The sequence below is a fragment of the Cytobacillus oceanisediminis genome, from assembly GCF_022811925.1.
Classification (GTDB): domain Bacteria; phylum Bacillota; class Bacilli; order Bacillales; family Cytobacillaceae; genus Cytobacillus; species Cytobacillus oceanisediminis_D.
Genome location: NZ_CP065511.1, coordinates 1,127,262 through 1,152,563, shown reverse-complemented (window position 1 = coordinate 1,152,563; position 25,302 = coordinate 1,127,262). Strand labels below are relative to the sequence as shown.

The following is a 25,302-nucleotide window of genomic DNA, read 5'->3' as shown; positions in this document are numbered from 1 at the left end:
AATTTCCTCTTCTTCTTATATAATTTATGTAAACGCATTCATAAAGGGGGATAATGATGATTACTTTCTTAGTCTGTATTGCACTTTTAATTATTGGTTATTTTACGTACGGCAAGTTTGTTGAAAAAGTATTCGGTGTGAAGGAGGCACGGACGACTCCTGCCTACACGCATTCTGACGGTGTGGACTATATCGCTATGAGCACACCAAAGAACTCGCTGATTCAGCTGTTGAATATTGCTGGTACTGGTCCGATTTTCGGCCCGATTATGGGAGCGCTTTACGGACCTGTTGCCTTTATCTGGATCGTGGTCGGCTGTATTTTTGCCGGTGCTGTTCACGATTATTTAACAGGAATGATTTCGATCCGGAACCGCGGCGCGCATTTGCCTGAGCTTGCGAGCAAGTTCCTCGGGAAAGTCATGAAACATGTTGTGAACGCTTTCGCTGTTCTTCTTCTGTTATTGGTTGGTACGGTGTTTGTTACTACTCCTGCTGATCTGCTTTATGTAGTGTTGGATCAGAAGATCTCACTCACACTAATCATTGCTGCGATTTTCATCTATTATATTTTGGCGACTTTGCTGCCTGTTGATAAAATTATCGGCCGCCTGTACCCTTACTTTGGCGCATTGCTTTTAATCAGCGCACTTGGCGTAGGGATTGGCTTAGTTGCAACAGGAGCTAAAATCCCGGAAATTTCACTGCAGAATTTCCACCCGGCTAACGCACCTATTTTCCCATTGCTGTTTTTCACGATCACTTGCGGTGCTCTTTCCGGATTCCATGCAACACAGACACCGATTATCTCCCGTACAACTCAGAATGAAAACCAGGGACGTAAGATTTTCTATGGCATGATGATTGCAGAAGGTATCATCGCCATGATCTGGGCTGCTGCTGCAATGAGCTTATTCGATGGCTATAACGGTTTAAGTGATTTCCTTGCTAACGGAGGTCCTGGTGCCGTGGTAAGCGAAGCTTCTACCCTGATGCTTGGAGCAATCGGCGGAACGCTTGCGATTCTCGGTGTCGTGGTCCTTCCGATCACTTCCGGGGATACGGCTTTCCGAAGTGCACGTATGATTATTGCTGATTACATTAACTTTGCACAGAAGAAATTCTCAAGCCGCCTAATGATTGCTTTGCCTCTATTTGCAATCTCACTGGCACTTACGCAAATCGACTTTAACATCCTATGGAGATACTTCAGCTGGGCTAACCAATCAACTGCGGTAATCGCGCTGTTTGTCGGTGCCATGTACTTGTATATCGCGAAGAAAAATTACTGGATCTCCCTTATTCCGGGAATATTCATGCTGCTGATGGTCCTAACGTATATCTTTAATGCGCAAATCGGCTTCGGTTTATCGATGAATGCTTCCTGGATTGGCGGAGCAATCGGTACAGTCATTCTTGTGGCACTATTCTTCTCTGCTGCTAAAAAGGCCCGGGCGAATAACCTGCCGCTTGAAGAAGATATTTCCGGCTGGAAGAAATCCGCTTAATGGGCTGCTGCGGTCCCAAATACCGTGAAACGGTAAATGAGGAAGAGAAGAGAATAAACGAAAAGGGCACAGATTCTCTTCCTCTTCCTGCCAAGTTGATTTTTGGTGTAATATCTGTAATCGGGTTATTCTTCTATTTAACTTAGCAAAAGTGCACGTACATGCGTGCACTTTTCCATTTAACCAAAGGAGGCACTATAAAATGAGAATATTAGTTGTCGGAGCCGGCGCCATTGGCGGCTATTTTGGCGGAAGGCTTTTGGAAAAAGGCGAAGATGTTACGTTCCTGGTAAGAGAAAACAGAAAGGAGCAGCTTGAGAAATACGGGCTTCTGGTGGAAAGTGTACATGGGGATATGAAGTTTCCTGAGCCGAAAACAATCCAAGCCGGAGAAAAGGCAGATGCATTCGATGTCATCCTGCTCTCAACAAAAGCCTATCATCTTGAGGGAGCCATAGAGGATATCCATCCATACACAGCCGATAAAACCTTGATTCTTCCTCTCTTAAATGGAATTGCCCACATTGATGAATTGACAGCCGCTTTTGGGGAAGAGAACGTTCTTGGCGGCCTTTGCTTTATTGAAACCACTCTTGGTGAAAATGGGAAAGTGATTCAAACCAGCCCGGTCCATGACTTTGTTTTTGGGGAACGATCCGGCGAAAAAACGGAGCGGATCCTGAAGCTTCAAGAGGCTTTTTCAGGTACAAAAGCAAACTTCCGCCTCTCCGAAAATATCGAACAGGAGATGTGGCATAAGTACCTGTTTATCTCCACACTTTCTGGCGTCACCTCCCTGTTCCGCTCTCCAATTGGGCCGATCAGAGATCAGACATTCGGATTGAGTTCGGTTAAAGAACTTTTGAGAGAAGCATCTGCCATTATGAGGGGCTTGGATGCTCCGCTGGCTGACGGGATTGAAGATGCCCAGGTTCAAAAAATAAAAGAAATGGGCTATGAAATGAAATCTTCCCTGCAGCGCGATATGGAAAAGCAGCAGGCAATCGAAGCTGATCATTTCTTTGGATATTTGCTGGAAAAGGCTAAGCTGCTGGATTTGGATGCTCCTGTTATCGGTGCGATATACGCTAACCTGAAAGTTTATGAGAAAAATAGTCTTTAAACTAAAATCCGAGCAGGTATCCCCGCTCGGATTTTAGTCTATTAATTCGTGCTGCTGTTCGTATTATAGTAGAATTTCGCCGTGATGGATCCATCTGCATTTTCTTTAATATCTGTTACATGGATTCCAGAATCAGCTGGAGTTGAGCTATAGCCCTTCCAGAAGTAGTAAGAACCCGTGTGAACATTTCCGGATACAGGCGTGATTTTTCCTCCGGTTTTAAAGAAGTCGCCAGCATCACCGCGATTTACATTCTTCTCCAAATCATAATTGCCATCTGCCTGTAGAACGGATAAACCGTAGTGTGTCACTACTGTACCATCACTTGCTGTTTCAGATTGGTTGTACTGGAAGCGTTTGTTCATCCAGTTTTCCACGTTGTTTGGACGGAAGCCGGCAGTTTGGTACAAGTTGATGATGTTCTCATCTACATGCCACGCCATTAAACCTTTAGAATCTGCACCCTGGCGAATTAAGCCCTGGTTAAACCCATCCTGCTGGACGTTTTCGAATAAGAAGTATTCCGTTCCATTCGAGCCCGGCACTTCCATTTTGACGATGCCGTTGTCTGCATCGGCTTTATTGATTGCCGGCAGTGTAATCTCCTGCACGCCATCTTCAGGCTTCACTTCAATCGGATTTACCCATCCCAAGAAAATCTTAGAGAACGGATCAAAGTGCGTTGGAGAGTTTCCGGCATAAGCTGCAGCATCCGGGTAGCGCATCCAGGAGCCGCCCGCCATCATCGAATAGTTTCCTACACCCTCAGAGCTATAAACCGTATCATAGAAATCAGGCAATCCTAATGCATGTCCAAATTCATGTGCATAAACCCCGGTTTGTGCCGGGAATGGACCCGTTTTTGCCTCTTCTTTATAAGAATTTGTTGCAGCATCAAATCCGGCAACGTTTCCGCCGATGCCTGGCTGGATGTTGTAGTTGTTAACGATTACGCCATCATAGGTCATATCTTCTGCAACTGTTTTATTAATCCATTCATTTTGAGGCATGCCAGCATGTACATCAGCAGGTTTGCCAGTTTCATAGTATTTGCCATAGTAAAGCGCGCTCAGGATATTCCACTTATGAGACCAGAACTGTGCCGGGTCACGGCTGAATTCAGCTCCTGTACCTTCATGAATGACGAAAACGTTAGGCACTTCCCCATCCTCGGCATACTTTGAAAAATCAACCTGCTCGTCTGCCGCTTTCAATAAGTCACGGATGAACTCGCCTGTATGGGCATCTCCATTCACGTTGCCATTTACGTATGTACCGTTTTCAGCATATTTGCCTTCCTGATCCAAGTAGTATGATGCACCTTTTGGCATTTCTACCCAGACAAATTCAGTATTTTCCTTGCGGACCAGGTTTGTTTTACCATAACTGGATTCTTTATAAGCGTTTTGCATCGTGCGGTCCTTTGGAACATTCTCACCATCATATTTCTGGAATTGAGGAAGCTCATAAGGATTATACTCAGTCCCAAAAATTAGATCCTCATAATACTCAGCTGGAACTTGTCCAGGCATATCGCCGACCGGCTCATCACCATCCGGATACTTTGCCAGAAGAACAAGAACCGGTATATCTCCTGTTGCTTCTTTATACGCCACATGATTGTCACCAGGCTGCTGGAATTTTGCACCTGCCTTGGCTGCTTTCTCAGCCGGATCCACTTTTGATAGATCAATTCCCAATTCCTTTGCCTTGGCAGCAAGCTCCGGCGACGCACCTACATGATGGGCAAGACTGATTTGATGCTTACTTTCCTGCTTGGCCTGAGTATCTGCCGGTCCTGCTCCTGCAAAAACGGCACTTCCTGCTAAAGCAAGGGATAAAGCTGAAGTTGATAGGACTTTTAACAATTGACTCACTCCCTATAATCTATTTCTGTAATCTAAATAGTACAAAATATTCAGTATTTTCTAAATAGGAACAAGGGATGGTTTGATAATAATTCTCGTGGTCTTAAAGACTTATTTTTCTGAAAAGTTACAGGTAAAAAAGATAATTTCTCTGTGAAATTTCCTTTAACTGTTTAATGATTTATAATAGAGGGATATGTAAATAAAGGAGACTCTAACATGACTCATATAGAAGACAATGAACGAAAAAAAATCAGCCTTAAAGAAGCAATGAAACAGCAGCTTATGAATAAAAAACAAGAGCAGACAGGCGGAAAGTTCAATAATACTCCGGTTAAATCGGCGAAAGCATTGAAAAGCCAGCAGACAAAGAAGACCAATAATCAGCGGAAACGGACGGGTGTGTAATGGAAGGGCAGAATCGCGCTGCAATTGCGCCTGGATTAAAAGTAAAAATTGTTCTTAAAAAGGATCAGCGGACAGGTGTGCTGACAGAAGGAATCGTGAAAGACATTCTAACAAAGTCACCTTCTCACCCGCATGGTATAAAAGTGAGACTGGAAGATGGACAGGTTGGCCGGGTAAAACAAATTTTACGTTAATAGGGACAGATCCCTTTCACTAGATTTGAATATACTTGGAGGAGACTATTGGTTACACTGATCAAGCCTTTACTGGTAAACATTACAATTCTTTTTTCATTTACGTTTAACGGGAATTTGTTTTTTCCATATCAGACAAAGACCCCTCTCACCCTTAAACAAAAATTGATTTACGGACTGCTTGGCTCATTCGGGGCACTTTTGTGCATGTTTTATCCCATTGAAACGCTGGGGGAAACCCATTTTGATTTGCGCATGGTCGCCATCATGATCGTGACGCTGTATACAGGATGGCTTCCAGGATCCATAGTGATGCTAAGTACAGTCATTAGCCGCTATTTAATAGGCGGCCAGTTTATTTATATTGGGATTTTGGTTTCCATTCTGGCATTTGTGATTACCCTTTCCCTAAGACGAGTGTTCCTTAATTCCAGCCATCGGGTGGTTACTGGTTCATTCATTCTATTCTTTTATTTTTACCTATATATTTCCATACTTGCTACAGCCGTCATTTTTCTGGATACATTCTTTTACCTGACTTACTTCGCGGCGTTTTATCTAACATTTATTGCCCTAATCTTTGTAATCGAGAATCTTTTTAAAACGAACAAACAGATCAATGAAATGATGTATATGGATAAGCTGACAATGGTCGGCCAGCTGGCAGCTTCCATCGCACATGAAATCAGAAATCCTTTATCCACTGTGAGGGGCTTCATTCAATATTTGAGCCAGGATACGGCGGATGAGAGTTTAAAAAAGTTCTCCCCGCTCATAATTGAGGAATTGGATCGCACAAACAGCATCATTACGAACTATTTGAAAGTCTCAAAGCCCGAGCAGTTCCATCTGGCTAATGTCCCCTTGCATGACGTGATTCAGGATTGTGTACTGCTCATGAGGCCGCTTGCCTCTTATTCCAATGTTGTGATTGAGTACGCGGATAAAGGACCGTTTTATGTTCAGGGAGATGAACACCACCTGAAACAGGCCATCATGAATGTGATTAAGAATGGAATAGAATCAGTTCCGGAAAAGGGAAGGATTCATATTTTCACCTCTGCAGATTATTTTCACAACACGGTTGAAATAACCATTGCAGATAACGGCCGGGGCATGACATCCGAGCAATTAGAGAATATCGGACTGCCTTTTTATACAACAAAGACGAAGGGCACAGGCCTTGGCAGCATGGTTACGAACAAGATCATCCGTGAAATGCAAGGAACGATTGAATATGACAGCGATATTGGCAAGGGAACGACAGTGAAAATTGTACTGCCCCTGCTGAAGAGTGATTAAGAAAGAGAAATTGCCAAAAAAAAGAGTGCCTGTGTGCACTCTTTTGCTGTATTGCCTTTTAACCTAGCCGGCCCTGTACCGCAGGCTGGTATTTTCTCATCGGACCTTTTGCCAGAACATCACGCATATAGAAATCCCCGGCAGGATTTGTTTTTTTCAGCAGATCTAAGAGGTATGTAATATCATCCATCGCCCTATGTGTCTGGCTTTCTGCAATCTGGTGGGACTGAAGGAGCGTCAGCAGCTTGCTGTCTGTAAAACCGTATTCCTTCCATGGAACACTTCTCATCGTGCAATACCATTTTAATTCGTTGATGTCTTCAGGATACATCCGGTATAAAAAGCTGCGGTCAAAGGATGCATTATGAGCGAAAACGGAATCGGCATGGAAGAAGTATTTTTTTATTTTGATATCATCAAAGCTTTTTCCGCTGACAGCTTCATAAGGAATCCCGTGGACCCTGAAGGCGCGGCTGTAATTGTTTTTGGCCGATTTGCTGATGGGCTCCCGCAGGAATGCAGCTTTATCCTTAATATCAAGTATCTCCCCTGTATCCGAACGGTACGAAAACAGCTTTAATGCCAGTTCGATGATTTCATCGGAATTTGGTCCAAGCCCTGTCGTCTCCACATCCAGCAGCAATCCCATCTTTTCCTGGTCTCTCATGGCCAGCCTCCTCTATTCATTTTAAATTAAGCATATAATAGAGGAGTGCTGAATGCCAGCGGAACCGCTCTTAGATCTTTTTATCGTTTTTTAAGCGGTCCACATAATCGGCATGATAATTCTGATGCATATATTCCCGATTTTTCATGGAATAGAAATATCCTGTGGAAAGAGACAGAAATGCGAACAGAAAACCTACCCCAAAGCCGAAGTTATGGTAGCCCATGACAATGCTGACAACGGTCGTGAGCAAAAGTATCAGCAATATATAAAATAAAATATTTTTGCTTTTCAAGGATGCTCCTCCCCTTATTTCAATACTTTTTTTAAAAGAAACTGTCTTATTATTATACCAAATTCGAAACAAAACTGGGGCTTTCTCCGTAAGAATAGTAAGGAGGTTTTTCCCATGATTGGACTTGTCATTACACAGATTGCAGTGATCGCGCTCTTCCTGATTCTCGGATGGGCTGTAAGATTCAAAAAGGCTTACTGGCTCATTTCCGGATTTGCATTACGGCCCGAGGAAGAGAAAGAAACATTAATAGAAAACAGGTATCCGCAAAAAATCGGCAGCCTGCTCATCGGCACCGCTATCGGAATGCTGGTGTTTCTGCCTCTATCGTTTACCGAATTCAGATTCGGAACCGAAGCGCAATTCGGCTTCATGCTGGTCGTATTGTTTGGAGGACTCATCTACTTATCCAGATATGAAGTCCCGGCCAAGAGAAAACGCAGTTATATATTCGCCATCATCCTCGCCATCGTAACGCTTGGACCTCTCGTTTATCTAACCGTCTCCAGTCATAAAGGCTATGAAATGGCATTAGCAGAGGATTCATTTGAAATCTCCGGGATGTACGGAGATGAATGGGATTATGAAGATATTCAGTCCGTGCAATTATTGGAGGAGATGCCTGAAGTAACCTGGAGACAAAATGGTATCGGCCTTCCTACCCTTGCACAGGGGCATTTTAAAGTGACTCGCTATGGCAGCAGCCTATTATTCATCCAAAAAGACCATACGCCCATTCTGTACATTAAGCTCAAAGATGAGCAGATATTTGTTAACAGCAAAGATTCCGCAGAGACTCAGAGCTGGTATGAGGAGCTCAAAAAAGAAGTGGAATAACAAATGAAGCCGCCGGCATAGCATTCCGGTGGCTTTTAGTTGAAGGTTTATTGAATTCAATCCATAATTGGATAAACATAGTAAAAACGGGAGGTGCTTCGAAAAGTGTCATATTTACTTCTAATCATTGGATTTGCCCTTTTGATAGCAGGGGCAAACTTTTTTGTGGATGGCGCTTCAAAAATTGCCGGGTTTCTTAAGATTTCTCCGCTGCTGGTCGGGTTGACAATCGTTGCGTTTGGGACAAGTTCACCTGAAGCCACAGTCAGCATTCTGGCAGCGCTGGATGGCAGTGCCGATGTGGCCATTGGGAATGTCGTCGGCAGTAATATCTTTAACATCACATTGGTTGTCGGTATTACCGCAGTGATTTTTCCCCTGAAAGTGGAGAGCACAACCATCCGCAAGGAGATTCCATTCACTTTGCTTGCCACAGCCGCACTTATGATTTTCATTAGTGATACATATCTGAACTCTATCGGCAGCAATGTGGTTTCACGCAGTGATGGTCTCGTTCTGCTGCTGATTTTTGCTGTATTTATGTACTATTTATTTGAAGTGGCCCGGGAAAGCCGAAGCAGTACAAAGGCTGATCCTATTAAAACAAGCGCCGGCCAATGGACGAAGCAAAGCCTTTTGACAATTGCCGGATTGGCTGCCATTATCTTTGGCGGTGATTTGGTAGTCAGAAGCAGTACAGAGATTGCTTACTCATTGGGAATGAGTGAAACATTGGTCGGCTTAACGATTGTTGCCATCGGGACTTCTCTGCCTGAACTGGTGACCTCTGTCGCCGCAGCCATAAAAAAAGAGAGTGAGATCGCTCTTGGAAATATTGTAGGGAGCAATATCTTCAACATCCTGTTTGTCCTCGGGGCTTCAGCTGCCATATCGCCGCTTCCTGTAGACCCTAAAATATTCATCGATATTACGATTTTAATTTTAATCACATTTGTGCTCCTCATCTTCTCAAGAAGCCATTATGCTGTAGGAAAATATGAGGGCAGCTTTCTCGCAGCCTCTTACATTATGTATTTGATTTATATCATTATGCGTAATTAATGCCAGCGCCGGTCCGATTGGGCCGGCGTTTCTTTTTAAGCGGAAGTTGTTTCTGAAAAATACTGCTGCTTCCCCGGCTTCAGCAGCTGCCAGCAGACATAAAGAGAAAGAATTAAATTCAGGCCTGCTAAAATGACAATCGTATAGCGGAGCGGAAACAGGTCTCCGAGAACACCGATTCCAAAGAGCAGGATAATCTGCGCAAAGCTTTGGATGACACCGATCACACTGGTCATTCTGCCCATGATTTCCACAGGCACATTATTCTGATAAAAGGTTTGGTATCCCGCACTTGAGAAAGCATTAAAAATGCCGAGGACAGTAAATCCAATGACCACCATCATATAGGAGTCTGCCAAGGCATAAATCAGATAACCCGCCGCTGTCAAAAGCATGCCATAGCCCATGAGCTGTTTGATGCTAAGCATTTTTGAAACGACGGTGATAAAGAGAGCTCCCAGCGCAAAGCCAATACCGCTGATACTGACAAGGAAACTATAATCCGCTTCTGTCAGCCCAACAACATCCTGGATAAAAACAACCTCCTGGGAATCCATTGCGAGTGAGAACAAACCGAATGCCAGGAAACACCCGTAAACAGAAATGATAAAAACCTCTCTCCTGCCAAACGTGATGACCTGCTTCCAATCATCCCGGAGCGTTTCATAGGCTGATGTTTGTACTGAAGGGGACTTTAACTCTTTATCCATGTCCGGCAGCAGCCAGATGATGACAGCTGAAAAGACAAAGGAAGCCGCATTTAAAAAGATGGCCGTTTCAATGGTTCCAATCAGAAATAATCCGCCTGCGATGGCTGGCCCGACGATGAAAGCGCCTGAGGTAACAAGACTGTTGATGGAGTTGAACCGTTTTCTGCTTTCGATTGGAACCAGCTTGGTTATATACGTAGCGGAAGCCGGCATAAATAGAGCCTTCGCCATACTGATTAGAGAGAGGACTGCATAAATGAAGCCAATGCTTCCCAGAAACGGTATCAGCGCTACACCCAGGGCCCTGGCCATATCCGTCCAAATCATAATGCTCTTTTTATTTTTCCGGTCAATCATGCCCCCGCTCCACGAATTGGTTAAAACGGAAGTGACAGGGCCTATGATCCATAATCCTGCCACAGCAGCAGCTGAGCCGGTCATGTTATAGACAATCAAATTAATAGCAATCAGGTAAATGAAATCTCCCAGTCTGGATATTCCAATCCCCGTCAGCAGGAAGGACGCCATTTTCCAATTAAATTGTTTCATAGATCACCTGCATATATTTAGAATTTTCCCAATTATTAGTATAGCATAAGAAAAGTGGAAGCGCCTCGCCCACCCCCGACAAGCACAAGACGAGCCTCACGGAAAGGCGTTCTTTGCCTTTATGGGAGGATTGGTTTGTGACCTCGAGGGGGTAGGCGCTGGAGCTAGACAGTTATCGAAGTTCAAAATTTTATACTTTCTAATTTAATAAAAAAAGCCCTGGAGAGGAATCTCCAGAGCGCCTATTTCTCAGCCAGCTGCTGATTTTTTTTTGTAAGGAACCTTCGTGCCAACACTTCTTAAACCGGCAAAAAATCTTGCTGTGGAGATGATTGCAGCCAGAACGATAAAGATTCCGCTGACGGCGCCTACCTGGTCGGACAGTATCCACTGCGGCAGGTGCTCCGCCCATCTTCTTGGTGCACTCATCCCGCCTGCATATAGAAAAGAGCCTACAAGCCCCGTAAAAAAGGCAAAATAGAGAGCGATTGTGAACGTATCGATTCCCCTGTGCTCCTGATTGCCTTCGGTCTTATTAAAATAATACATAAACCCAATAATCATAGCGACTACACCCATTCCCATATACGTATGGAAATGGCCCGGAACCCATTTCGTGTTATGCATCACATGATTGACCACAATGGTGGCATCAATGATGGCCGGAATCGCTCCTGCCACCCATCCGAACATGGAAAGGAAAAACATGCTTGAGGCAAAGTCCCATTTCATCCGCGAGCGATAGACAATCATCAGCGCTCCGTAGGCCGTAACGACCATAACGGGCAAGCCGTTTGCATAAGAAAACACCTGCCCGATGATGAGCATCCATTTTGGTACCGCAAAGTCCATCAGCAGATGGTGCGTATAGATCATTAAGGTAAAAAGTGTCGAGCAGTTCCACGCAATTAAAAAGACTTTGTTAGCTTTCCATGGCCGTTTTGTATATTCTGAGAGAACCTCATAGACGGCAATAACAGCCATATAGATGGTGCAGTTGGCAAAGATATGGCCGAATGCATAGGTAAGATGCTTGGCAAGCAGAGGGTCCATTGTGACGGCCGGATTGATGATATTCACTAGGGATGCAGTCAGCACAGTTGCTCCTGCCAGCAGGGCAGTCGAATTGGTGATGATGACCATGGCTGTCGCCACGACAGCAGCAGGCGGCCCGTATCCTTTCTCCCCCCTGAAAATGATATCCCATCCAAGTGCCTTTCCAAGGCCCCCATAAACTGCTGTCAGCCTCGCAGCCAGGTACATGTAAAGAATTAAAAAACCAATGCCAAGAACCAGCATGCCCGATAAGAAGAATACCGCCCCTGCCGCCCCATACATTTTGGCTGACTGGGCAGGAAGCGGATATAAAAATGTCCATCCATCTGAAAAGTCAAAGACAAAAATGGCGATTAGAACCATCGTGACTCCGGTTATAAAAAGGACAAAGTTTACAATGAGGATGAGAGCGTTCAGTTTTATGTATTTAGACAGGAAGTACCATAAGATGGCCGTTCCGCCCAGTGCAGCGATGCCAACCATTCCTGTTCCGTGCGCAGTCATAATCTTATAAAACCACTGCGGTGTGATGCTGATCATTTCACCCTGAATCATCAGCATAATAACACCAAAGATCATCATAAGAATTAAGACAAGTGAAGTCAAAGCCAGGTGCCATACCACTGTTTTCTTGGCTAAAGGGGGAATCGCTTCATTCATCAGACGCTCCCCCTTCCGGTTCGACAACAATTTCTTTGACCATCACATGATGTCCGGCTGAACAGTATTCAAGACATAATATTTGATAAGTTCCAGGTTCTTCAAAAGTATAATAAACTGTATTTGTATATTCAGGCATGGCCTGAGTTTGTTCGACAAGCTCCATATTTTCATTGTATAAGCCAAAACCATGGGTAACATCCGTGGCCGTCACATCAAATTGGACTTTGTCTCCTGCTTCGAAGGTTTCCTCACTCATCTCCCATGCATATTGGACTCCAGTTACCTTCACTACTTTCGCTTCATTTAAGCCTTCCGCTTCGGCCTGATTGCTGTCGTACGGCAGCCTGCCAAGCGTCATGACGGTGGCAAAAGCCATAATGGCAATTAGCCAGAGAAAATAGAATTTCCTGATCTTATATCCTTTTTCCTGGATGGTGCTATACTCTCCGCTGCGCTTGGATTCACCGTAGACAAACGCAAATGCCAGCGCCAGCAGGAAGACAAAGAAAACAGTTGCATACATTGCGATTTGCTGATACATTCATACCCCTCCCATAAATTTTCAACAATCCCCAAACCTTATTTTATGGAAGCTCAAAAGTTAAATCGGTGATATATGTCCTATTTGACGATTTTTTGGAAATTTTCCCGCAAAAAAAATGCCCTGGATCAGGACATTTTCTTTTCTATACCCCTTAATTGATTTAATTCCCTTCCTATCAGATTGGCTGATACCGGCTTTAGATTCATCTCTCTTGCCCATACAGAAAGCTGGCCGATATGATGGATTTCATGGGCAATGGCATGGTTCAAGATGTCCCCCTTTTTGTATAGCCCCTCCTCCATCCACGGCGGTGTAACCATTTCATTGTATTGAACTGGCCATTCCTCCTGAAAAAAGCTTTCTAATTCCCTGCGGTATTCTTCAGAAAGTGCCATTACTTTTTCCAATTCATCATAGTCGGAAAACAGGGGGTCTTTCACTTCCTTGCCTTGAATGACACAAATCCAGCTGTATTCAACATCTACGATATGAAAAAGGGTTTCCAGAATGCCCCCAACTCCTCCAGTCCGATTAGCATTCAGATCTTCGGCTGAGAGCTGGCGGCACCATTCAAACCACTCATCACGCACTTGCCAGTTATAGCGAAATAATGTCAGCATATCCTCTTACCTCCTTGTCCAGATACTTATGGAATTTCGTCAGCATAGGGGAATTTCCTGCAAATTTCTTTTTCAGCCGCATAATTACTTTCAATGTACTTAATCCTAAAGGAAGCAGCAACAGAAGAAAGGGGATTGTATGTGAAGAAGAACTTAATGGTTTTCTATATATCGGTGGGCATATTATTATTGCTTGTTTTATTCGGTGTTTTTATCCCGGATTCGCTGGAGAGTGTGACAGCAAATGTACAGGCTTTTATCACCGATAAATTCGGGTGGTATTATTTGATTCTTGTTTCGTTTATTGTCATTGTTTGTTTATATTTTTTAATCAGCCCTTTAGGAAGAATCAAGCTTGGGAAGCAGGATGATAAACCGGAATTTTCCCGCCCTACGTGGTTTGCCATGCTGTTCAGTGCAGGGATGGGGATCGGGCTGGTTTTCTGGGGTGCAGCTGAGCCGATTTATCACTATGCGGTCGGGTCCCCGACAGGCGGGGAAGTAGGGACGGACCAGGCCATTAGGAATGCCATGAGGTATACTTACTTCCATTGGGGAATCCATGCATGGGCAATTTATGGAATTGTTGCGCTTGTTCTGGCTTACTTTAACTTCCGCCACGGGGAACCTGGTTTAATCAGCGCCACTTTGAAGCCGATTTTAGGCGACCATACACAGAAAGCTGCTGGGAAGATCATTGATATTCTTTCAGTGGTTGCGACTGTGATTGGTGTAGCTACAACACTTGGGTTTGGAGCTGTTCAGATTAATGGAGGGTTATCTTATCTTTTTGGCATACCGGTTAGCATTACTGTCCAGTTCATTATTGTGGTTATTGTTACGGTTCTTTTCATGATATCCGCCTGGTCAGGACTTGGAAAGGGCATCAAAATCTTGAGCAATGCCAATATGATTTTAGCAGCGATTCTATTCCTGCTCACTTTTTTCCTGGGACCTTCATTGTTCATCTTAAACCTGTTCACCAATACACTTGGGTCGTATCTGCAGAATTTGCCTGGCATGAGTCTTAGAATCGCGCCGTTAAATCCAGAGGTCAGGGAATGGATTAATGGCTGGACAATTTTTTACTGGGCCTGGTGGATTGCCTGGGCACCCTTCGTGGGGATTTTCATCGCCCGCGTTTCAAAAGGGAGAACCATCCGGGAATTTGTTTTCGGCGTCCTCCTTGTGCCATCGCTGATAGGCTTCATATGGTTTGCAACATTTGGCGGAACTGCCATTATGCAAGAGCATAACGGTGTTGCCAAAATCTCCGAATTGGCTACTGAGGAAGCATTGTTTGGTGTATTTTCGAACTTTCCGATGGGAACGGTCCTTTCGGTCATTGCCATCTTACTCATTTGTACGTTTTTTATTACCTCTGCCGACTCCGGCACATATGTTTTAGGCATGATGACAACAAATGGTTCGCACCATCCTGGCAATAGGATAAAAATGGTTTGGGGAATATTGCTTGCTGCCATTTCATTGGTCCTGCTCTATTCCGGCGGGCTTCAAGCGCTGCAGAATACGATGATCGCAGCAGCCCTTCCTTTTTCCGTTATCATGGCTTTAATGACCTTCAGTCTGATCAAGGCTCTGCAGAAAGAAGCGAAGGAGCTTGGGATTGGAAAAATTCCGAAGAGGAAGCCTTAATAGAACACCTGCAGATTGAAATCTGCAGGTTTTACTAATGTTTATTTTACCGGGATCCAGATCTCTGAATAATAATCCGGACTGGACGCATCCCCGGCAGAATAGACTTCCAGCTCTGGTGCAGCAGCATGTTCATAACCGCTGGATGGAAACCATTCCGAGAAGATTTTTTTCCAGGCGGTTTGCATGGCATGAGGCATGGCGCCATGAACTTCGAACACCGCCCATTTGGAGGCAGGGACTTCCAGGCACTCGAAGCTGTCAGGCTTATCGCCTTTGAAGCTTGCCCCGATCCAGTAATCCATGCTGTCAGGCTTCGTGCTGCGTTTATCGACACATACGCCGAGAACCCCTTTAATTTCTCCATTATTCAGCATAAATAATTTGTCATCTGTTCCGTTACTATTTACTTCATCCCACATTTTCGGGATGCCGGCCAGATTCTCTTCATTGCACAATGAGAACTCCCTTTTGATTCCTGCTACTTTAAAAGCTTCTTTTTCGACAATTGCATATTGCATTGGTTCTGCCCCTTTCAGACTCACCTGGATCACCAGGCGGTTATATGATTTCAGCTTTCCGGAAAAGTTTCTTGCTTCAGTCGGGGTCATGCCATGCTGCCTGCGGAAAGCCTTGGTAAAAGCTTCGGGAGTGTCATAGCCGTATTTATAGGCGAGATCAATCACTTTGCTGTCGGTTCGGACCAGCTCCTGTGCAGCGATGGTCAGTCTTCTTCCCCGGATATATTCGCCGACCGGCATATCTGTCAAAATGGCGAACGTGCGCTGAAAATGAAATACGGAGGAGTTCGCTGCCTCCGCGGCTTTTCCGATGGAAAGATCCTCATCCAGCAAGTACTCCTCTATATAATCAATCGCCTTCTGCAGCGATACGATCCATGACATTACTGATCACTCCCTTGAATAAATCCTACCTTTTTCTCTTTTTGACTTCCTGTCATTTTTTGCTTTGTTTTGGCAGGTTGATATTAAAGAATTCTTATTATAGGAGGGGAATACCTGCTTATTGGGGAATTTTTGATGCAGATGCTGGCAGGTCGGGCAGAATCAGGAAAATACCGGCCGAAATGGGGGATTTACCGGCCTATTTTGCCGTTTCACCGGCCAAATTTAGGAAAATACCGGCCAATGTGGGGCATTTACCGGCCAAAAGGAATAGGCATCCTGCCTTGAAAGTTTTAACGGCCATTTTTCCGATTTTATCGGCCAAAATGAAGGTTTTACGGCCGAATTTGTAAATTTAACGGCCAAACTCAACGATTTATCGGCCGAACTGTCAGTATTCCGTTTATCGGTCACTTCATCAGCTTTATCGGTCATAATTTTAATTTATCGGTTACTATTCGATTTTATCGGTCAGTTTCTCCAATATTTCGGTCAGTTTCCAGCTATATCGGTCAGTCCTTATTCTATCAAGGAACCTGAAAATAGCCAGCCGCCCGATATCGGGCAGCTGGCTTCGATGGCATCTTATATGGCACGTCCCCAATGACGGTGCATGGCAATGCTATTAATTAAATTCTCATTGGAGGAAGCATCGCCGCTTTTGATTTCGACGATTCCCATTTCCGAAAGGGTTTGGGATTGCCCCAGCGTGTTCATTGCTTCTGCAGGCAGCAGCTCGGCTCCTTCGCCGCCAAACGCAATAGTTTTGAAATGCTTGTAGGCTTCGCTGACGAATTCCTTGGCCTGCGGCACCATTTTCAGAGCATCTGCACTTTCTTTTCCGCCGGCGATATAGATGGCGTCATACATAACGGAGTGGGAGGTCAGGAATGTTTTCATTATTTCCAGTTCTCCGCCGTCCCCTTTGATCATGCCCAGGTTTTTGCTGACAATTTCAGGCATAATCCCAGCACCTTTCAAAGCTTCCATCACGCTGCTGACTTCAGTATAGCTGAAGCCATTATCAGCAAGAATGGCGACTTTTCGGGTCTTAGGTGATTTGGCTGTGTTCATTTGGCTTAATGCTGGTGAAGAAAGCGTTACTTTGGATTCATTCGCAGCATCCGGCACTATAGCGCCAACTCCGAGGGCAATTTGTTCGGCTAGGAAATGATCCACATTGCTGAACATGTCGACAACCTGCTGCTTCACATCTTTGTTCTGCACCTTTCCGACTTCAAAGCGGAACGCCTCAATCATATGCTGCTTTTCCACTTCAGACATGCTGTTCCAGAACATTTTCGCCTGGCTGTAATGGTCCTTGAAGCTGTCGCTGCGCTCGCGAACTTTGCGTCCTTCGACTTTTTCCTGATAATGAATATAGCCGCCCTCTTCTGCTGTGGCAGGGCTTGGATCATTATTCTGCATTGAGTTTTTATGATAAGCAACCGGCCCTTTATTAATCGTCATGCGATGGTAGCCGTCATACTGATTATTATGGAACGGACAAACAGGACGGTTGATCGGGATCTCATGGAAGTTCGGCCCTCCCAGGCGGATCAGCTGGGTATCTGTATAGGAAAATAATCGTCCCTGCAGCAGCGGGTCATTTGAAAAATCAATGCCAGGTACAACATGCCCGGGATGGAATGCAACCTGCTCCGTTTCTGCAAATACATTATCCTGATTGCGGTTCAGCGTCATTTTTCCAATGATCTTAACCGGGACCATTTCCTCCGGCCACAGCTTTGTCGCATCCAGAATATCAAAATCAAAGGAGAATTCATCTTCTTCATCAATCATCTGAACACCGAGCTCAAATTCAGGGTAATCCCCCATTTCGATGGCTTCCCAAAGATCGCGGCGGTGGAAATCCGGATCCTTTCCGGCAAGTTTTTGGGCTTCGTCAAAAACCAGGGAATGCGTGCCCAGAACAGGCTTCCAGTGGAATTTCACAAAACGTGCCTTACCCTGCTCGTTCACAAATCGGAACGTGTGAACACCAAAGCCCTCCATCATGCGGAAACTGCGCGGAATGGCACGGTCTGACATCGTCCACATGATCATGTGGGCTGTTTCAGTATTGTTGGCGGCAAAATCCCAGAACGTATCATGTGCCGTTGAGGCCTGCGGCATTTCGTTATGCGGCTCCGGCTTGAATGAATGAACGAGATCCGGGAATTTGATGGCATCCTGAATGAAGAATACCGGAATATTATTGCCGACTAAGTCGTAGTTGCCCTCTTCGGTATAAAACTTCGTCGCAAAGCCGCGGGCATCACGTACAGAGTCTGCCGAGCCGCGGGAACCGGCAACAGTCGAGAAACGAACAAAGACCGGGGTTTTGACAGATGGATCCTGCAGAAACTTTGCCCGGGTATAGTCTGCCATGGATTCATACACCTGAAAGTACCCGTGCGCGCCAAAACCGCGGGCATGGACAACCCGTTCAGGGATGCGCTCATGATCAAAGTGCGTCATTTTTTCCCGGAAGTGAAAGTCCTCCATCAAGGTCGGACCGCGGGAACCGGCTTTTAACGAATGCTCATCCTCCGAAACCTTGACTCCCTGATTGGTCGTCAGCTTCTTACCTGTGTTATCCATGCGAAACTCCTCAAGCTGCTTGTCCTTGCTGTGCTCATTTACGCCTTTGTTTTGCGGATCTTGTTTCAAATGTTCTTCCTCCTTATATAAAGAAGCAATTGCTTCTGGGCTACGATGTAAATATGTATCTATATGTTGAAATACCCCAGAATGAAGGCGGTAAACGGCAAAATAAAAGAAAGCAGCGGAAAACTGCTTTCTCTCAGGCTTGTGGGCTAATCTCAGTTTTAGGCTGATCCGCGTCTCTCAGCAGCTGAATAAAGGTCCTTTTTTGCAGATGATACAGGATTAGCACCAGAATACAGCCTCCGCATGCAGCCAGCAGGATCCAGACAGGCAATTTTTCAAGTAAGAAGCCAAAGAAGATAAAGCCCAATGGTGTCATGGCACTCGCTCCTGTTTCAAGGAGTGACATGACCCTGCCCCGATAGGCATCAGGCGTGCCTTTTTGCAGTAAAACCATTACCGGAATGTTGACCACCATGATAACTGAAGATAGCAGCAGGACCATTCCGATTAAAAAAGGAAACATGATGCTGTTTGAAATGCTCATCAGGCCAGGAAAATTCGGGAGGCCAAGCAGAGCAATGATAAGGGACATGGCTATTACGCCCCCAAAGATGGTAATTTCTTTTCTCTTTACTTCGGGGCGGGCGGATAGAACGACTGACATGATCAGCATCCCGACGGAAAATGCCCCTTCAATGATGCCCAGCTGGAGGGAACTCATTTCCCGCACTGTCAGAACCAGATAAGGCATGGCAACGGGAAAAACCGCGAACCAAAAATTCAGCCAGATGCTAATGATAATGAGATTTTTTATGAATGGCTGATTTTTCACATATGAAACACCCATTTTCAGATCGTAGATCATACCATTTTCTTCTGGTCTTTCTTTTTTCTCTGCAAATAGATTGTATTGAATGAGTAAACTGGTGATGCCGGAGACTATGAAGGCGATGATGTTGATAAGCATGAAGACTGATAGATGGAAGATGCCAAAGAAGACGCCCCCAAGAACGGGTCCCAAGATGGCGGATGATGAAGCTGCAGCCTGATTGAGTGACATCGCTTTTTGCAGAGTATCAGGACCAACCATGTTGTAAATCGCTGAAGTGACTGCCGCTGAATAAAAGGTATTCAAAATGCTTAAAACGGCTGTGGCTGTGTAAAGGAGCCAGATTTCCTGTGTGGAAAAAAGATACAGCAGCAAAATGGCAATAAGCCAGACGGCACAGGCAAAATCGGAAATAATGATGATCTTTTTGCGGTCCCATCTGTCACTGAGTGCTCCCGCAACAGGGGAAAGCAGGATTCTTGGCAGCGCACTAAGAATGAGGGTTATGGCAAAGTTTAAGCTGGACCCTGTTTCTGCAAGGATATACAGCCCAATGGCAAAGCCGTAAATGGAAGAACCGAGCACCGCTGTCAATTTCCCTGCAAGAAACAGTGTTATATTTCTTTTAATCTGTGCTTCCATCTATTCTTCCTCCTCGGAATTAAGCAATTTGAAGCTGCAGGAGATTTCATATGGATTGCGATTTATAGCTCCCTTGACGCTCTTTTCCATGTATTTTACCATCAGATCATACAAATCGTCCTGAAATCCCTTTAGTTCTTCCTCTGTAAGGGAGATGCTTATTCCCATGGTGCTGCTGCTTTCTCCCTTCTCCTGTCTTTTTTCTTCTTTCAAGTTAAATTGGGTCGCTTTTGAACGGTAATACTTTTCGATAATGCCCCTGTTTTCTTTCGTTTCCTCAATCTCCAGTATTCCGCCTTTATAAAGCTGCTGAATATGGTAATGAATACTTCCCGCAGACCTCCCGAGCTCTTCAGCAACCTGTTTGGCTGTCATGGCACTTTTAGCGAGAAGATATATAATTTTAATTCTTAACGGGCTGGATATCAGCTTCTGCTGTTCAAGATTGATCTCCATCGTTTTCTTGATTAAATCCAAGATGGTTTCACCCTTTCTAAATCACTTATTTATTCTAATTTTATTATATGTTCTAAAAAATTAGAATGATACATTTTTTTAAATAAATATAAATAAATATCCGTTGTTACAGTTTATCTTTTTACAGGATTGTTCCGCCCACCCTCCACAATTTCGTATTTTCTGACAATATTATATAAAAAAAGCAAATGAGTATTGTCATAAATAGTAAAACAATATAGAATTTTCTTATAACCTCACAAAGAGGCAGGTGAAACGGTGGAAATCACAAAGCATTTTTTCTTTAATCTATCGCTCTTGATCGTCATCTTGTTTATTGTGCTGGTATGGGCGGAAAAAAGCTCTAAATTCCGGTTTTCCAAAGGCTGCTCTTTTATATGGCTTTTGTTTATGATCTGGATATGCTTTCAGTTTTCCTATCAGCCAAGCCCGCATTACTTTTTTGATTTACGATTAATACCTGTCATCATCGGCGGTTTATATGCGGGTATTGGCCCCGCATTGGCCGGGTCTGTGATTTTGATGAGAAGTTTTTATGGAATAGAACCTGGGTTTTATTCTAATATTCTTTTATATTTGCCCCTAGGGATTATTCTTTGGAGGCTCTATCCCTGGTTTTGGAGGCAGGTGCCGCGGAAAAGGATTCGCCTTACAGTTATCATTGCCCTGATTTTAAGTGTGCTGACCGTTGTGGTTATGGAATTATCGGTGCCGCCTCAGAATCGGTTTGATGCCTGGTTTGCCTACCTGGTGATTCCGCCATTGGGCGTTTTCATGATTTCATATGTATTTGAGTTTGCCAAAAGAAATCTGGATATCCGTGAAAATCTCGTCCGGGCAGAAAAACTTGAAGCTGTCGAGCAAATGGGAGCAGCCATCTCACATGAAATCCGCAATCCGCTGACGGCTGCAATCGGATTTGTTCAGCTATTGCAGGAACAGCGGCTGCCGCCGCGAAAAAGGGTTGAGTATTTGGGCATCGTGAAAGCCGAATTGGAATCGGCGGAGCAGGTCATTCAAAATTATTTAACCTTTTCAAAGCCATCCTTAGATAAGATTGAAGAAATTAATGTAAAAAAAGAACTAATGCAAGTCATGAATATATTAAAACCGACTGCCAACCAGAATTCCGTAGAGATCAATGCCCATTTTGCCCTCCTCGGGTCGATTAAAGGTGACCGGCAAAAATTCCACCAATGCTTTTTGAATGTAATAAAAAATTCAATTGAGGCCATGCCGCGCGGCGGGCAATTATACATAGAAACGCACTATAGCAGCAGCCAGATCACCATCGAAATAAAAGACACCGGTGTCGGCATGACGTCCGATCAGCTTCAGCGTTTAGGAGAACCCTATTATTCCACCAAAGGCTCCAAAGGGACCGGCCTCGGAATGATGGTCGTATTCAGTATTGTAAGGGCCATGGATGGCAATGTTCGCGTCAAAAGCGAAGTCGGTAAAGGCACCGTTTTCAGCTTTACTTTTCCGAACTATAAGTCGGAGTTACATAATGAATAAAAAAACAGCAGCGGCGGCTGCTGTTTTTTACTGGCTTAACATGATTTTATCTGCTTCACCTCAAGATGCTTCGTGCAGTTATACAGCTCACAGTCCCACTGGCTTTCTTTGATCAAAAGCTTTGTGATGGATGTGTTTTTCAGCGGGGATGACAGATCCGTGTGCGGCACCAGTTCTCTTAACAGATGGCGGATGAAGGAGCCGTGGCTTACGATCAGCACATTTTCGCCCGGGTGCTTATCTGTAATTTCCTGCAGGAACTCAAGTCCTCTATTAATGATGCTTTCTTTCGGCTCAAAACCGAGGTCCATTTCACGCCAGCCTGTGCCCCATTTTTTAATACGCTCCGCTTCGGTTGTGCCTTCAATCATCCCGCCGCCGACTTCTCTTATTCGGGGATCAAGTTGAAGGGGAATGGAACCGATTTTCTCCTGGATGGCTTCTGCAGTCTGCTTTGCCCTTATGAGATTGCTAGAGTAGATTACATCCCAGCTTTCTGCGGCAAGCCTTTCTGCCAGGCGTTCTGCCTCAGCCAATCCTTCTTCATTGAGGGGAATATCCGAGCTCCCCTGTGCCCGTCCCTCCTTATTCCAGGCTGTAATTCCGTGCCTGATCAAACCGATATTTGTCATCTATAACACGTCCTTTCTTTTCATTTGATTGTTATTCTATTAAAATAGTCGATCTCTTATCTAAGTAAAAAGAGCGGTACTTGCCGCTCCTGAAGCTAATCTACTTTTCTTATGCTTGTAAAAGGATACCAGACGAATTCGCTGACGCCGATGATCCTCTCCTTCTCAATAAACCCGAGTCCATTTCGGCTGTCCAGGCTGACAAGGCGGTTGTCGCCCATCACAAAATAGTGATCTTCCGGAACAGTGAGGGGGCCGAAGTCACCGGTCAGTTTGTTGACAATTCCTTCTGCCGCTTCGCGATTTTCTGAAAGATAGTCTTCATCCCACTGCTTGCCGTTTATATACAGATGGTCATCTTTCATTTCCAGTTCATCACCGGGGAATCCTATTAATCTTTTAACATAGTTTTTTTCTTCGCCCTTGATGATAACAATATCGCCTCTGTCCAGTTCTTCAAATTTATTTACGAAGATTTTTTCCTCATCATGGAGAGTTGGATCCATGGAGGCTCCTTCCACATAGTAAGGTGAAAAAAGGAAGACCCTGATTACCATTGCGATTCCAAAAGCAATCAGAAGGGATTTCAGCCAGCTCGCTATTTCATGCTTATTCAATGTGTTCCACCAAAGCTTTCTGCACCTATATACCGATCTTTGATCAAGGTGCGGTGATGAAGTTCATGGCCGGCAATGATATAAGCAATGGCCCGGGCCGTTACTTCGGTGCCGTTCGCATTCCCGCTCCTTAGCAATGCCTCATCATCCAGGCTTTTTAGTAAGGCAATCGTGTTTTGGCGGGCATGTGACAGCTGCTCTAAAAGTTCCATGATGCTGAAACGGTTGAATTGCCCAGTCTTCACATACTCATTATCATCATAGCCCGGCAGCTTCGCCTTCTCCCCTCTGCCAACGCAAAGCAGGCGGTAGCTCATGATGCGTTCGGTATCTGCGATATGACCGATAACTTCTTTAACAGTCCATTTTTCCGGAGCATAACGAAAATGAGCCTGATCTTCATTCAGGCCTTTTACCAGATTCATCGTTTCCTTTATTTGCCCATCGAGGATTTGCAGCAGGTCCCCTTCCGGTACGGAGCTGACATATTTCTCATAATAGGGTGCATACTCATTGAATTCAGGTTTCTTTAACATCGCGTTCCCTCCCATTCTATTACCTTATTTTACTAAATTTCTGTTTTCAGAGCCACTATTAGGTCTGAAACAGCTCGCCCCGAACTGCTTTTATATAGCGTTCCACTGACCGCTGCACAGCAAGGTCTGCCTCTTTTTCTATAACTCTGTGAAACGCGTTGTAAATCCGGTCAAATGATAGCGGTTTTATTCTGCCGGCCATTCGTTCTACCGTTTCAGCCGGAAGCGGGATGAGATTCGGGTAGCTGTACATGAAGCTGACCCACCCACTGTCTGCGACAACCTGAATGATGTCGCCGGTGAGCATGATGCCCTTGCCTTCATTCCCATTTTCCCAATGAAGGACAGCACCGCCTTTAAAATGGCCGCCGAGGCGGTGGATGACCAGGCCATCTTGAAGTTTGAGCGATTCTCCGCTCCAGAAAATGATGTGTTCACTGTCCCTCATCACCCATTCCCTGTCGTCTTCATGTATATAGATCGGCACATTGAATGTTTCCGCCCATTCCGCCTGTGCTGAATAATAATGAGGATGGGACAATGCGATCGCGTCCAATCCGCCTAGTTCTTTTATCGTTTCAATCGTGTGCTCATCGAGATAGGTAATGCAGTCCCACATCAGATTAAAGCCATTATTTTGAACGAGATAGGCTGTCTGGCCAATGGCAAACTCCGGAGCTGTTTTCAGGCTATAAAGATTGGATTCCTCCTGCTGTATTTCATTTATATAAGTTTGGCTATCCGTCATTTCATGTAATGTTGTCCATTCCTGGCCGCGGGGTCCAACGTACTGGCGCTCTTCCATGCAGATCGGGCAGCTTTCAGGCTGATGGCCGGATGGCGGAAATTGCGTTCCGCACGTTTTGCATATATATTTTTCCATAAGGGTTGCCTCCATTTCTCATACTGGTTACATTACCCATTTTAATGCTGCAAACGTTATGCTAAATCGCCGTTCCGACTGAATATGGCTACAACTTTAGCCTGAAGACTTATACTTTAAGCCTAAGGTAAAAACCTCAAAGTCCAGCTTTTCGTAATAGCCGGCTTTCTCTTCCTCGGCCAGCAATTGTACATGCAGATATGCATTCGAACACTCTTCTGCCAGCCTTCGCACCATTTCCTTGCCGATACCCTGGCTGCGATAATCTGGATCAACGATTAATCCGCAAAGATAGGCATTAATCACTCCGTCTGAAATAATGCGTCCTGTCCCGATCAGGCACTCTCCATCATAGGCACTGATCACAAGCCAGCTCTGCTCCATCGCCTTATGCAGTTTTTCTTTCGGCAGCTTCAAAAATTTATTCCAGCCGTCATTTTCATATAACCGAAATAATTGATCCTTATCCGGTATGGCAAATTCATATTTGAACATAAAAAATCTCCTTAACAATGGAATGCTAATCCTATTCTGGCTTAATGCGGAAAAATCCTCTTCTTTAACGGTTATGCACCTTGGATGCACAAG

At 44.7% G+C, this 25,302-nt stretch carries 25 protein-coding genes; 9 read left to right on the top strand and 16 right to left on the bottom strand.

Annotation, left to right across the window (positions count from 1 at the left end; translation table 11 throughout):
- Positions 1-56 precede the first annotated feature (56 nt).
- Positions 57-1,508: a carbon starvation CstA family protein gene (locus IRB79_RS06020; RefSeq protein WP_243509260.1), complete on the top strand. Its 1,452-nt coding sequence runs from the start codon at positions 57-59 to the stop codon at positions 1,506-1,508.
- Positions 1,509-1,710: 202 nt separating this feature from the next.
- Positions 1,711-2,631, top strand: a complete 921-nt coding sequence (locus IRB79_RS06015) for a ketopantoate reductase family protein (protein ID WP_243507370.1) — start codon at positions 1,711-1,713, stop codon at positions 2,629-2,631.
- 41 nt (positions 2,632-2,672) lie between these two features.
- On the opposite strand, the gene IRB79_RS06010 is transcribed toward IRB79_RS06015, so the two are convergent.
- Positions 2,673-4,499 carry a M6 family metalloprotease domain-containing protein gene (locus IRB79_RS06010; protein WP_243507368.1) on the bottom strand — a complete coding sequence of 609 codons (1,827 nt, stop codon included), beginning with the start codon at positions 4,497-4,499 and terminating at the stop codon, positions 2,673-2,675.
- 219 nt (positions 4,500-4,718) lie between these two features.
- Between IRB79_RS06010 and IRB79_RS06005 the strand changes: the two genes are divergently transcribed.
- The 3 genes from IRB79_RS06005 to IRB79_RS05995 are packed head-to-tail and all read left to right on the top strand — an operon-like array spanning position 4,719 to position 6,403.
- The gene (locus tag IRB79_RS06005) at positions 4,719-4,907 is read left to right on the top strand and encodes a hypothetical protein (protein ID WP_243507367.1); all 189 of its coding nucleotides are present in this window, start codon (positions 4,719-4,721) and stop codon (positions 4,905-4,907) included.
- A complete protein-coding gene (locus tag IRB79_RS06000) occupies positions 4,907-5,101 on the top strand; it encodes a YwbE family protein (RefSeq protein WP_009335037.1) in 195 nt (64 codons plus the stop codon). Before IRB79_RS06005 ends, IRB79_RS06000 begins: the two co-directional genes overlap by 1 nt.
- 48 nt (positions 5,102-5,149) lie before the next feature.
- A complete protein-coding gene (locus IRB79_RS05995) occupies positions 5,150-6,403 on the top strand; it encodes an ATP-binding protein (RefSeq protein ID WP_243507365.1) in 1,254 nt (417 codons plus the stop codon).
- Between the two features lie 58 nt (positions 6,404-6,461).
- On the opposite strand, the gene IRB79_RS05990 is transcribed toward IRB79_RS05995, so the two are convergent.
- Both IRB79_RS05990 and IRB79_RS05985 read right to left on the bottom strand, forming a co-directional pair.
- Positions 6,462-7,070 (bottom strand): exonuclease domain-containing protein, encoded by a 609-nt coding sequence (locus IRB79_RS05990; RefSeq protein ID WP_243507363.1) that lies wholly within the window; start codon positions 7,068-7,070, stop codon positions 6,462-6,464.
- 70 nt (positions 7,071-7,140) lie between these two features.
- A complete protein-coding gene (locus tag IRB79_RS05985; RefSeq protein WP_243507361.1) occupies positions 7,141-7,365 on the bottom strand; it encodes a hypothetical protein in 225 nt (74 codons plus the stop codon).
- 114 nt (positions 7,366-7,479) lie between these two features.
- Here IRB79_RS05985 and IRB79_RS05980 point away from each other — a divergent pair, with 114 nt between their 5' ends.
- Both IRB79_RS05980 and IRB79_RS05975 read left to right on the top strand, forming a co-directional pair.
- Entirely contained in the window at positions 7,480-8,202 is a 723-nt protein-coding gene (locus IRB79_RS05980) for a DUF3784 domain-containing protein (RefSeq protein WP_243507359.1), read from the top strand.
- Between the two features lie 105 nt (positions 8,203-8,307).
- The gene (locus tag IRB79_RS05975; protein ID WP_243507357.1) at positions 8,308-9,264 is read left to right on the top strand and encodes a calcium/sodium antiporter; all 957 of its coding nucleotides are present in this window, start codon (positions 8,308-8,310) and stop codon (positions 9,262-9,264) included.
- Positions 9,265-9,299: 35 nt separating this feature from the next.
- Here the strand turns inward: IRB79_RS05975 and IRB79_RS05970 are convergent, their stop codons facing one another.
- The 4 genes from IRB79_RS05970 to IRB79_RS05955 all read right to left on the bottom strand — a co-directional run bounded on the left by IRB79_RS05970 (position 9,300) and on the right by IRB79_RS05955 (position 13,406).
- Entirely contained in the window at positions 9,300-10,523 is a 1,224-nt protein-coding gene (locus tag IRB79_RS05970; RefSeq protein WP_243507355.1) for an MFS transporter, read from the bottom strand.
- A 249-nt stretch (positions 10,524-10,772) separates the two neighbouring features.
- Positions 10,773-12,239 carry a cbb3-type cytochrome c oxidase subunit I gene (locus tag IRB79_RS05965; RefSeq protein WP_243507354.1) on the bottom strand — a complete coding sequence of 489 codons (1,467 nt, stop codon included), beginning with the start codon at positions 12,237-12,239 and terminating at the stop codon, positions 10,773-10,775.
- On the bottom strand, positions 12,232-12,783 hold the full coding sequence (locus IRB79_RS05960; protein ID WP_243507352.1) for a cupredoxin domain-containing protein: 552 nt from the start codon (positions 12,781-12,783) through the stop codon (positions 12,232-12,234). The genes IRB79_RS05965 and IRB79_RS05960 overlap by 8 nt, the downstream gene beginning before the upstream one ends.
- Positions 12,784-12,911: 128 nt before the next feature.
- Positions 12,912-13,406 carry a DinB family protein gene (locus IRB79_RS05955; protein WP_243507350.1) on the bottom strand — a complete coding sequence of 165 codons (495 nt, stop codon included), beginning with the start codon at positions 13,404-13,406 and terminating at the stop codon, positions 12,912-12,914.
- Positions 13,407-13,547: 141 nt separating this feature from the next.
- Between IRB79_RS05955 and IRB79_RS05950 the strand changes: the two genes are divergently transcribed.
- On the top strand, positions 13,548-15,062 hold the full coding sequence (locus IRB79_RS05950; RefSeq protein WP_279401050.1) for a glycine betaine uptake BCCT transporter: 1,515 nt from the start codon (positions 13,548-13,550) through the stop codon (positions 15,060-15,062).
- A gap of 41 nt (positions 15,063-15,103) precedes the next feature.
- On the opposite strand, the gene IRB79_RS05945 is transcribed toward IRB79_RS05950, so the two are convergent.
- The 4 genes from IRB79_RS05945 to IRB79_RS05930 form a co-directional block, all read right to left on the bottom strand.
- Positions 15,104-15,967, bottom strand: coding sequence for an AraC family transcriptional regulator (locus tag IRB79_RS05945; RefSeq protein ID WP_243507349.1), 864 nt, complete (start codon positions 15,965-15,967; stop codon positions 15,104-15,106).
- A 585-nt stretch (positions 15,968-16,552) separates the two neighbouring features.
- The gene (locus IRB79_RS05940; RefSeq protein WP_243507347.1) at positions 16,553-18,640 is read right to left on the bottom strand and encodes a catalase; all 2,088 of its coding nucleotides are present in this window, start codon (positions 18,638-18,640) and stop codon (positions 16,553-16,555) included.
- A 133-nt stretch (positions 18,641-18,773) separates the two neighbouring features.
- A complete protein-coding gene (locus tag IRB79_RS05935; RefSeq protein ID WP_243507345.1) occupies positions 18,774-20,051 on the bottom strand; it encodes an MFS transporter in 1,278 nt (425 codons plus the stop codon).
- Positions 20,052-20,507, bottom strand: a complete 456-nt coding sequence (locus IRB79_RS05930; RefSeq protein WP_431833426.1) for an ArsR/SmtB family transcription factor — start codon at positions 20,505-20,507, stop codon at positions 20,052-20,054.
- Positions 20,508-20,786: 279 nt separating this feature from the next.
- Here IRB79_RS05930 and IRB79_RS05925 point away from each other — a divergent pair, with 279 nt between their 5' ends.
- Entirely contained in the window at positions 20,787-22,046 is a 1,260-nt protein-coding gene (locus tag IRB79_RS05925) for a sensor histidine kinase (protein ID WP_243507342.1), read from the top strand.
- Between the two features lie 35 nt (positions 22,047-22,081).
- On the opposite strand, the gene IRB79_RS05920 is transcribed toward IRB79_RS05925, so the two are convergent.
- From IRB79_RS05920 to IRB79_RS05900, 5 genes are all read right to left on the bottom strand, one after another.
- Complete coding sequence (locus IRB79_RS05920) at positions 22,082-22,678, bottom strand: histidine phosphatase family protein (RefSeq protein WP_243507341.1); 597 nt, start codon at positions 22,676-22,678, stop codon at positions 22,082-22,084.
- A 95-nt stretch (positions 22,679-22,773) separates the two neighbouring features.
- Positions 22,774-23,295: a signal peptidase I gene (gene lepB / locus IRB79_RS05915; protein WP_264740198.1), complete on the bottom strand. Its 522-nt coding sequence runs from the start codon at positions 23,293-23,295 to the stop codon at positions 22,774-22,776.
- Positions 23,292-23,831 (bottom strand): DinB family protein, encoded by a 540-nt coding sequence (locus IRB79_RS05910; RefSeq protein ID WP_243507340.1) that lies wholly within the window; start codon positions 23,829-23,831, stop codon positions 23,292-23,294. Before IRB79_RS05910 ends, lepB begins: the two co-directional genes overlap by 4 nt.
- 58 nt (positions 23,832-23,889) lie before the next feature.
- Positions 23,890-24,714, bottom strand: coding sequence for an MBL fold metallo-hydrolase (locus tag IRB79_RS05905; protein WP_243507337.1), 825 nt, complete (start codon positions 24,712-24,714; stop codon positions 23,890-23,892).
- A 96-nt stretch (positions 24,715-24,810) separates the two neighbouring features.
- Positions 24,811-25,209, bottom strand: a complete 399-nt coding sequence (locus IRB79_RS05900) for a GNAT family N-acetyltransferase (protein WP_243507336.1) — start codon at positions 25,207-25,209, stop codon at positions 24,811-24,813.
- Positions 25,210-25,302: the final 93 nt, after the last annotated feature.

What these genes read in the sequence shown, in the direction of transcription:
- IRB79_RS06020 (WP_243509260.1), top strand. Translation starts at nt 57, where the DNA reads ATGATTACTTTCTTAGTCTGTATTGCACTTTTAATTATTGGTTATTTT.
- IRB79_RS06015 (WP_243507370.1), top strand. Translation starts at nt 1,711, where the DNA reads ATGAGAATATTAGTTGTCGGAGCCGGCGCCATTGGCGGCTATTTTGGC.
- IRB79_RS06005 (WP_243507367.1), top strand. Translation starts at nt 4,719, where the DNA reads ATGACTCATATAGAAGACAATGAACGAAAAAAAATCAGCCTTAAAGAA.
- IRB79_RS06000 (WP_009335037.1), top strand. Translation starts at nt 4,907, where the DNA reads ATGGAAGGGCAGAATCGCGCTGCAATTGCGCCTGGATTAAAAGTAAAA.
- IRB79_RS05990 (WP_243507363.1), bottom strand. Translation starts at nt 7,070, where the DNA reads ATGAGAGACCAGGAAAAGATGGGATTGCTGCTGGATGTGGAGACGACA.
- IRB79_RS05980 (WP_243507359.1), top strand. Translation starts at nt 7,480, where the DNA reads ATGATTGGACTTGTCATTACACAGATTGCAGTGATCGCGCTCTTCCTG.
- IRB79_RS05970 (WP_243507355.1), bottom strand. Translation starts at nt 10,523, where the DNA reads ATGAAACAATTTAATTGGAAAATGGCGTCCTTCCTGCTGACGGGGATT.
- IRB79_RS05965 (WP_243507354.1), bottom strand. Translation starts at nt 12,239, where the DNA reads ATGAATGAAGCGATTCCCCCTTTAGCCAAGAAAACAGTGGTATGGCAC.
- IRB79_RS05960 (WP_243507352.1), bottom strand. Translation starts at nt 12,783, where the DNA reads ATGTATCAGCAAATCGCAATGTATGCAACTGTTTTCTTTGTCTTCCTG.
- IRB79_RS05955 (WP_243507350.1), bottom strand. Translation starts at nt 13,406, where the DNA reads ATGCTGACATTATTTCGCTATAACTGGCAAGTGCGTGATGAGTGGTTT.
- IRB79_RS05945 (WP_243507349.1), bottom strand. Translation starts at nt 15,967, where the DNA reads ATGTCATGGATCGTATCGCTGCAGAAGGCGATTGATTATATAGAGGAG.
- IRB79_RS05935 (WP_243507345.1), bottom strand. Translation starts at nt 20,051, where the DNA reads ATGGAAGCACAGATTAAAAGAAATATAACACTGTTTCTTGCAGGGAAA.
- IRB79_RS05930 (WP_431833426.1), bottom strand. Translation starts at nt 20,507, where the DNA reads ATGGAGATCAATCTTGAACAGCAGAAGCTGATATCCAGCCCGTTAAGA.
- IRB79_RS05920 (WP_243507341.1), bottom strand. Translation starts at nt 22,678, where the DNA reads ATGACAAATATCGGTTTGATCAGGCACGGAATTACAGCCTGGAATAAG.
- IRB79_RS05910 (WP_243507340.1), bottom strand. Translation starts at nt 23,831, where the DNA reads ATGTTAAAGAAACCTGAATTCAATGAGTATGCACCCTATTATGAGAAA.
- IRB79_RS05905 (WP_243507337.1), bottom strand. Translation starts at nt 24,714, where the DNA reads ATGGAAAAATATATATGCAAAACGTGCGGAACGCAATTTCCGCCATCC.
- IRB79_RS05900 (WP_243507336.1), bottom strand. Translation starts at nt 25,209, where the DNA reads ATGTTCAAATATGAATTTGCCATACCGGATAAGGATCAATTATTTCGG.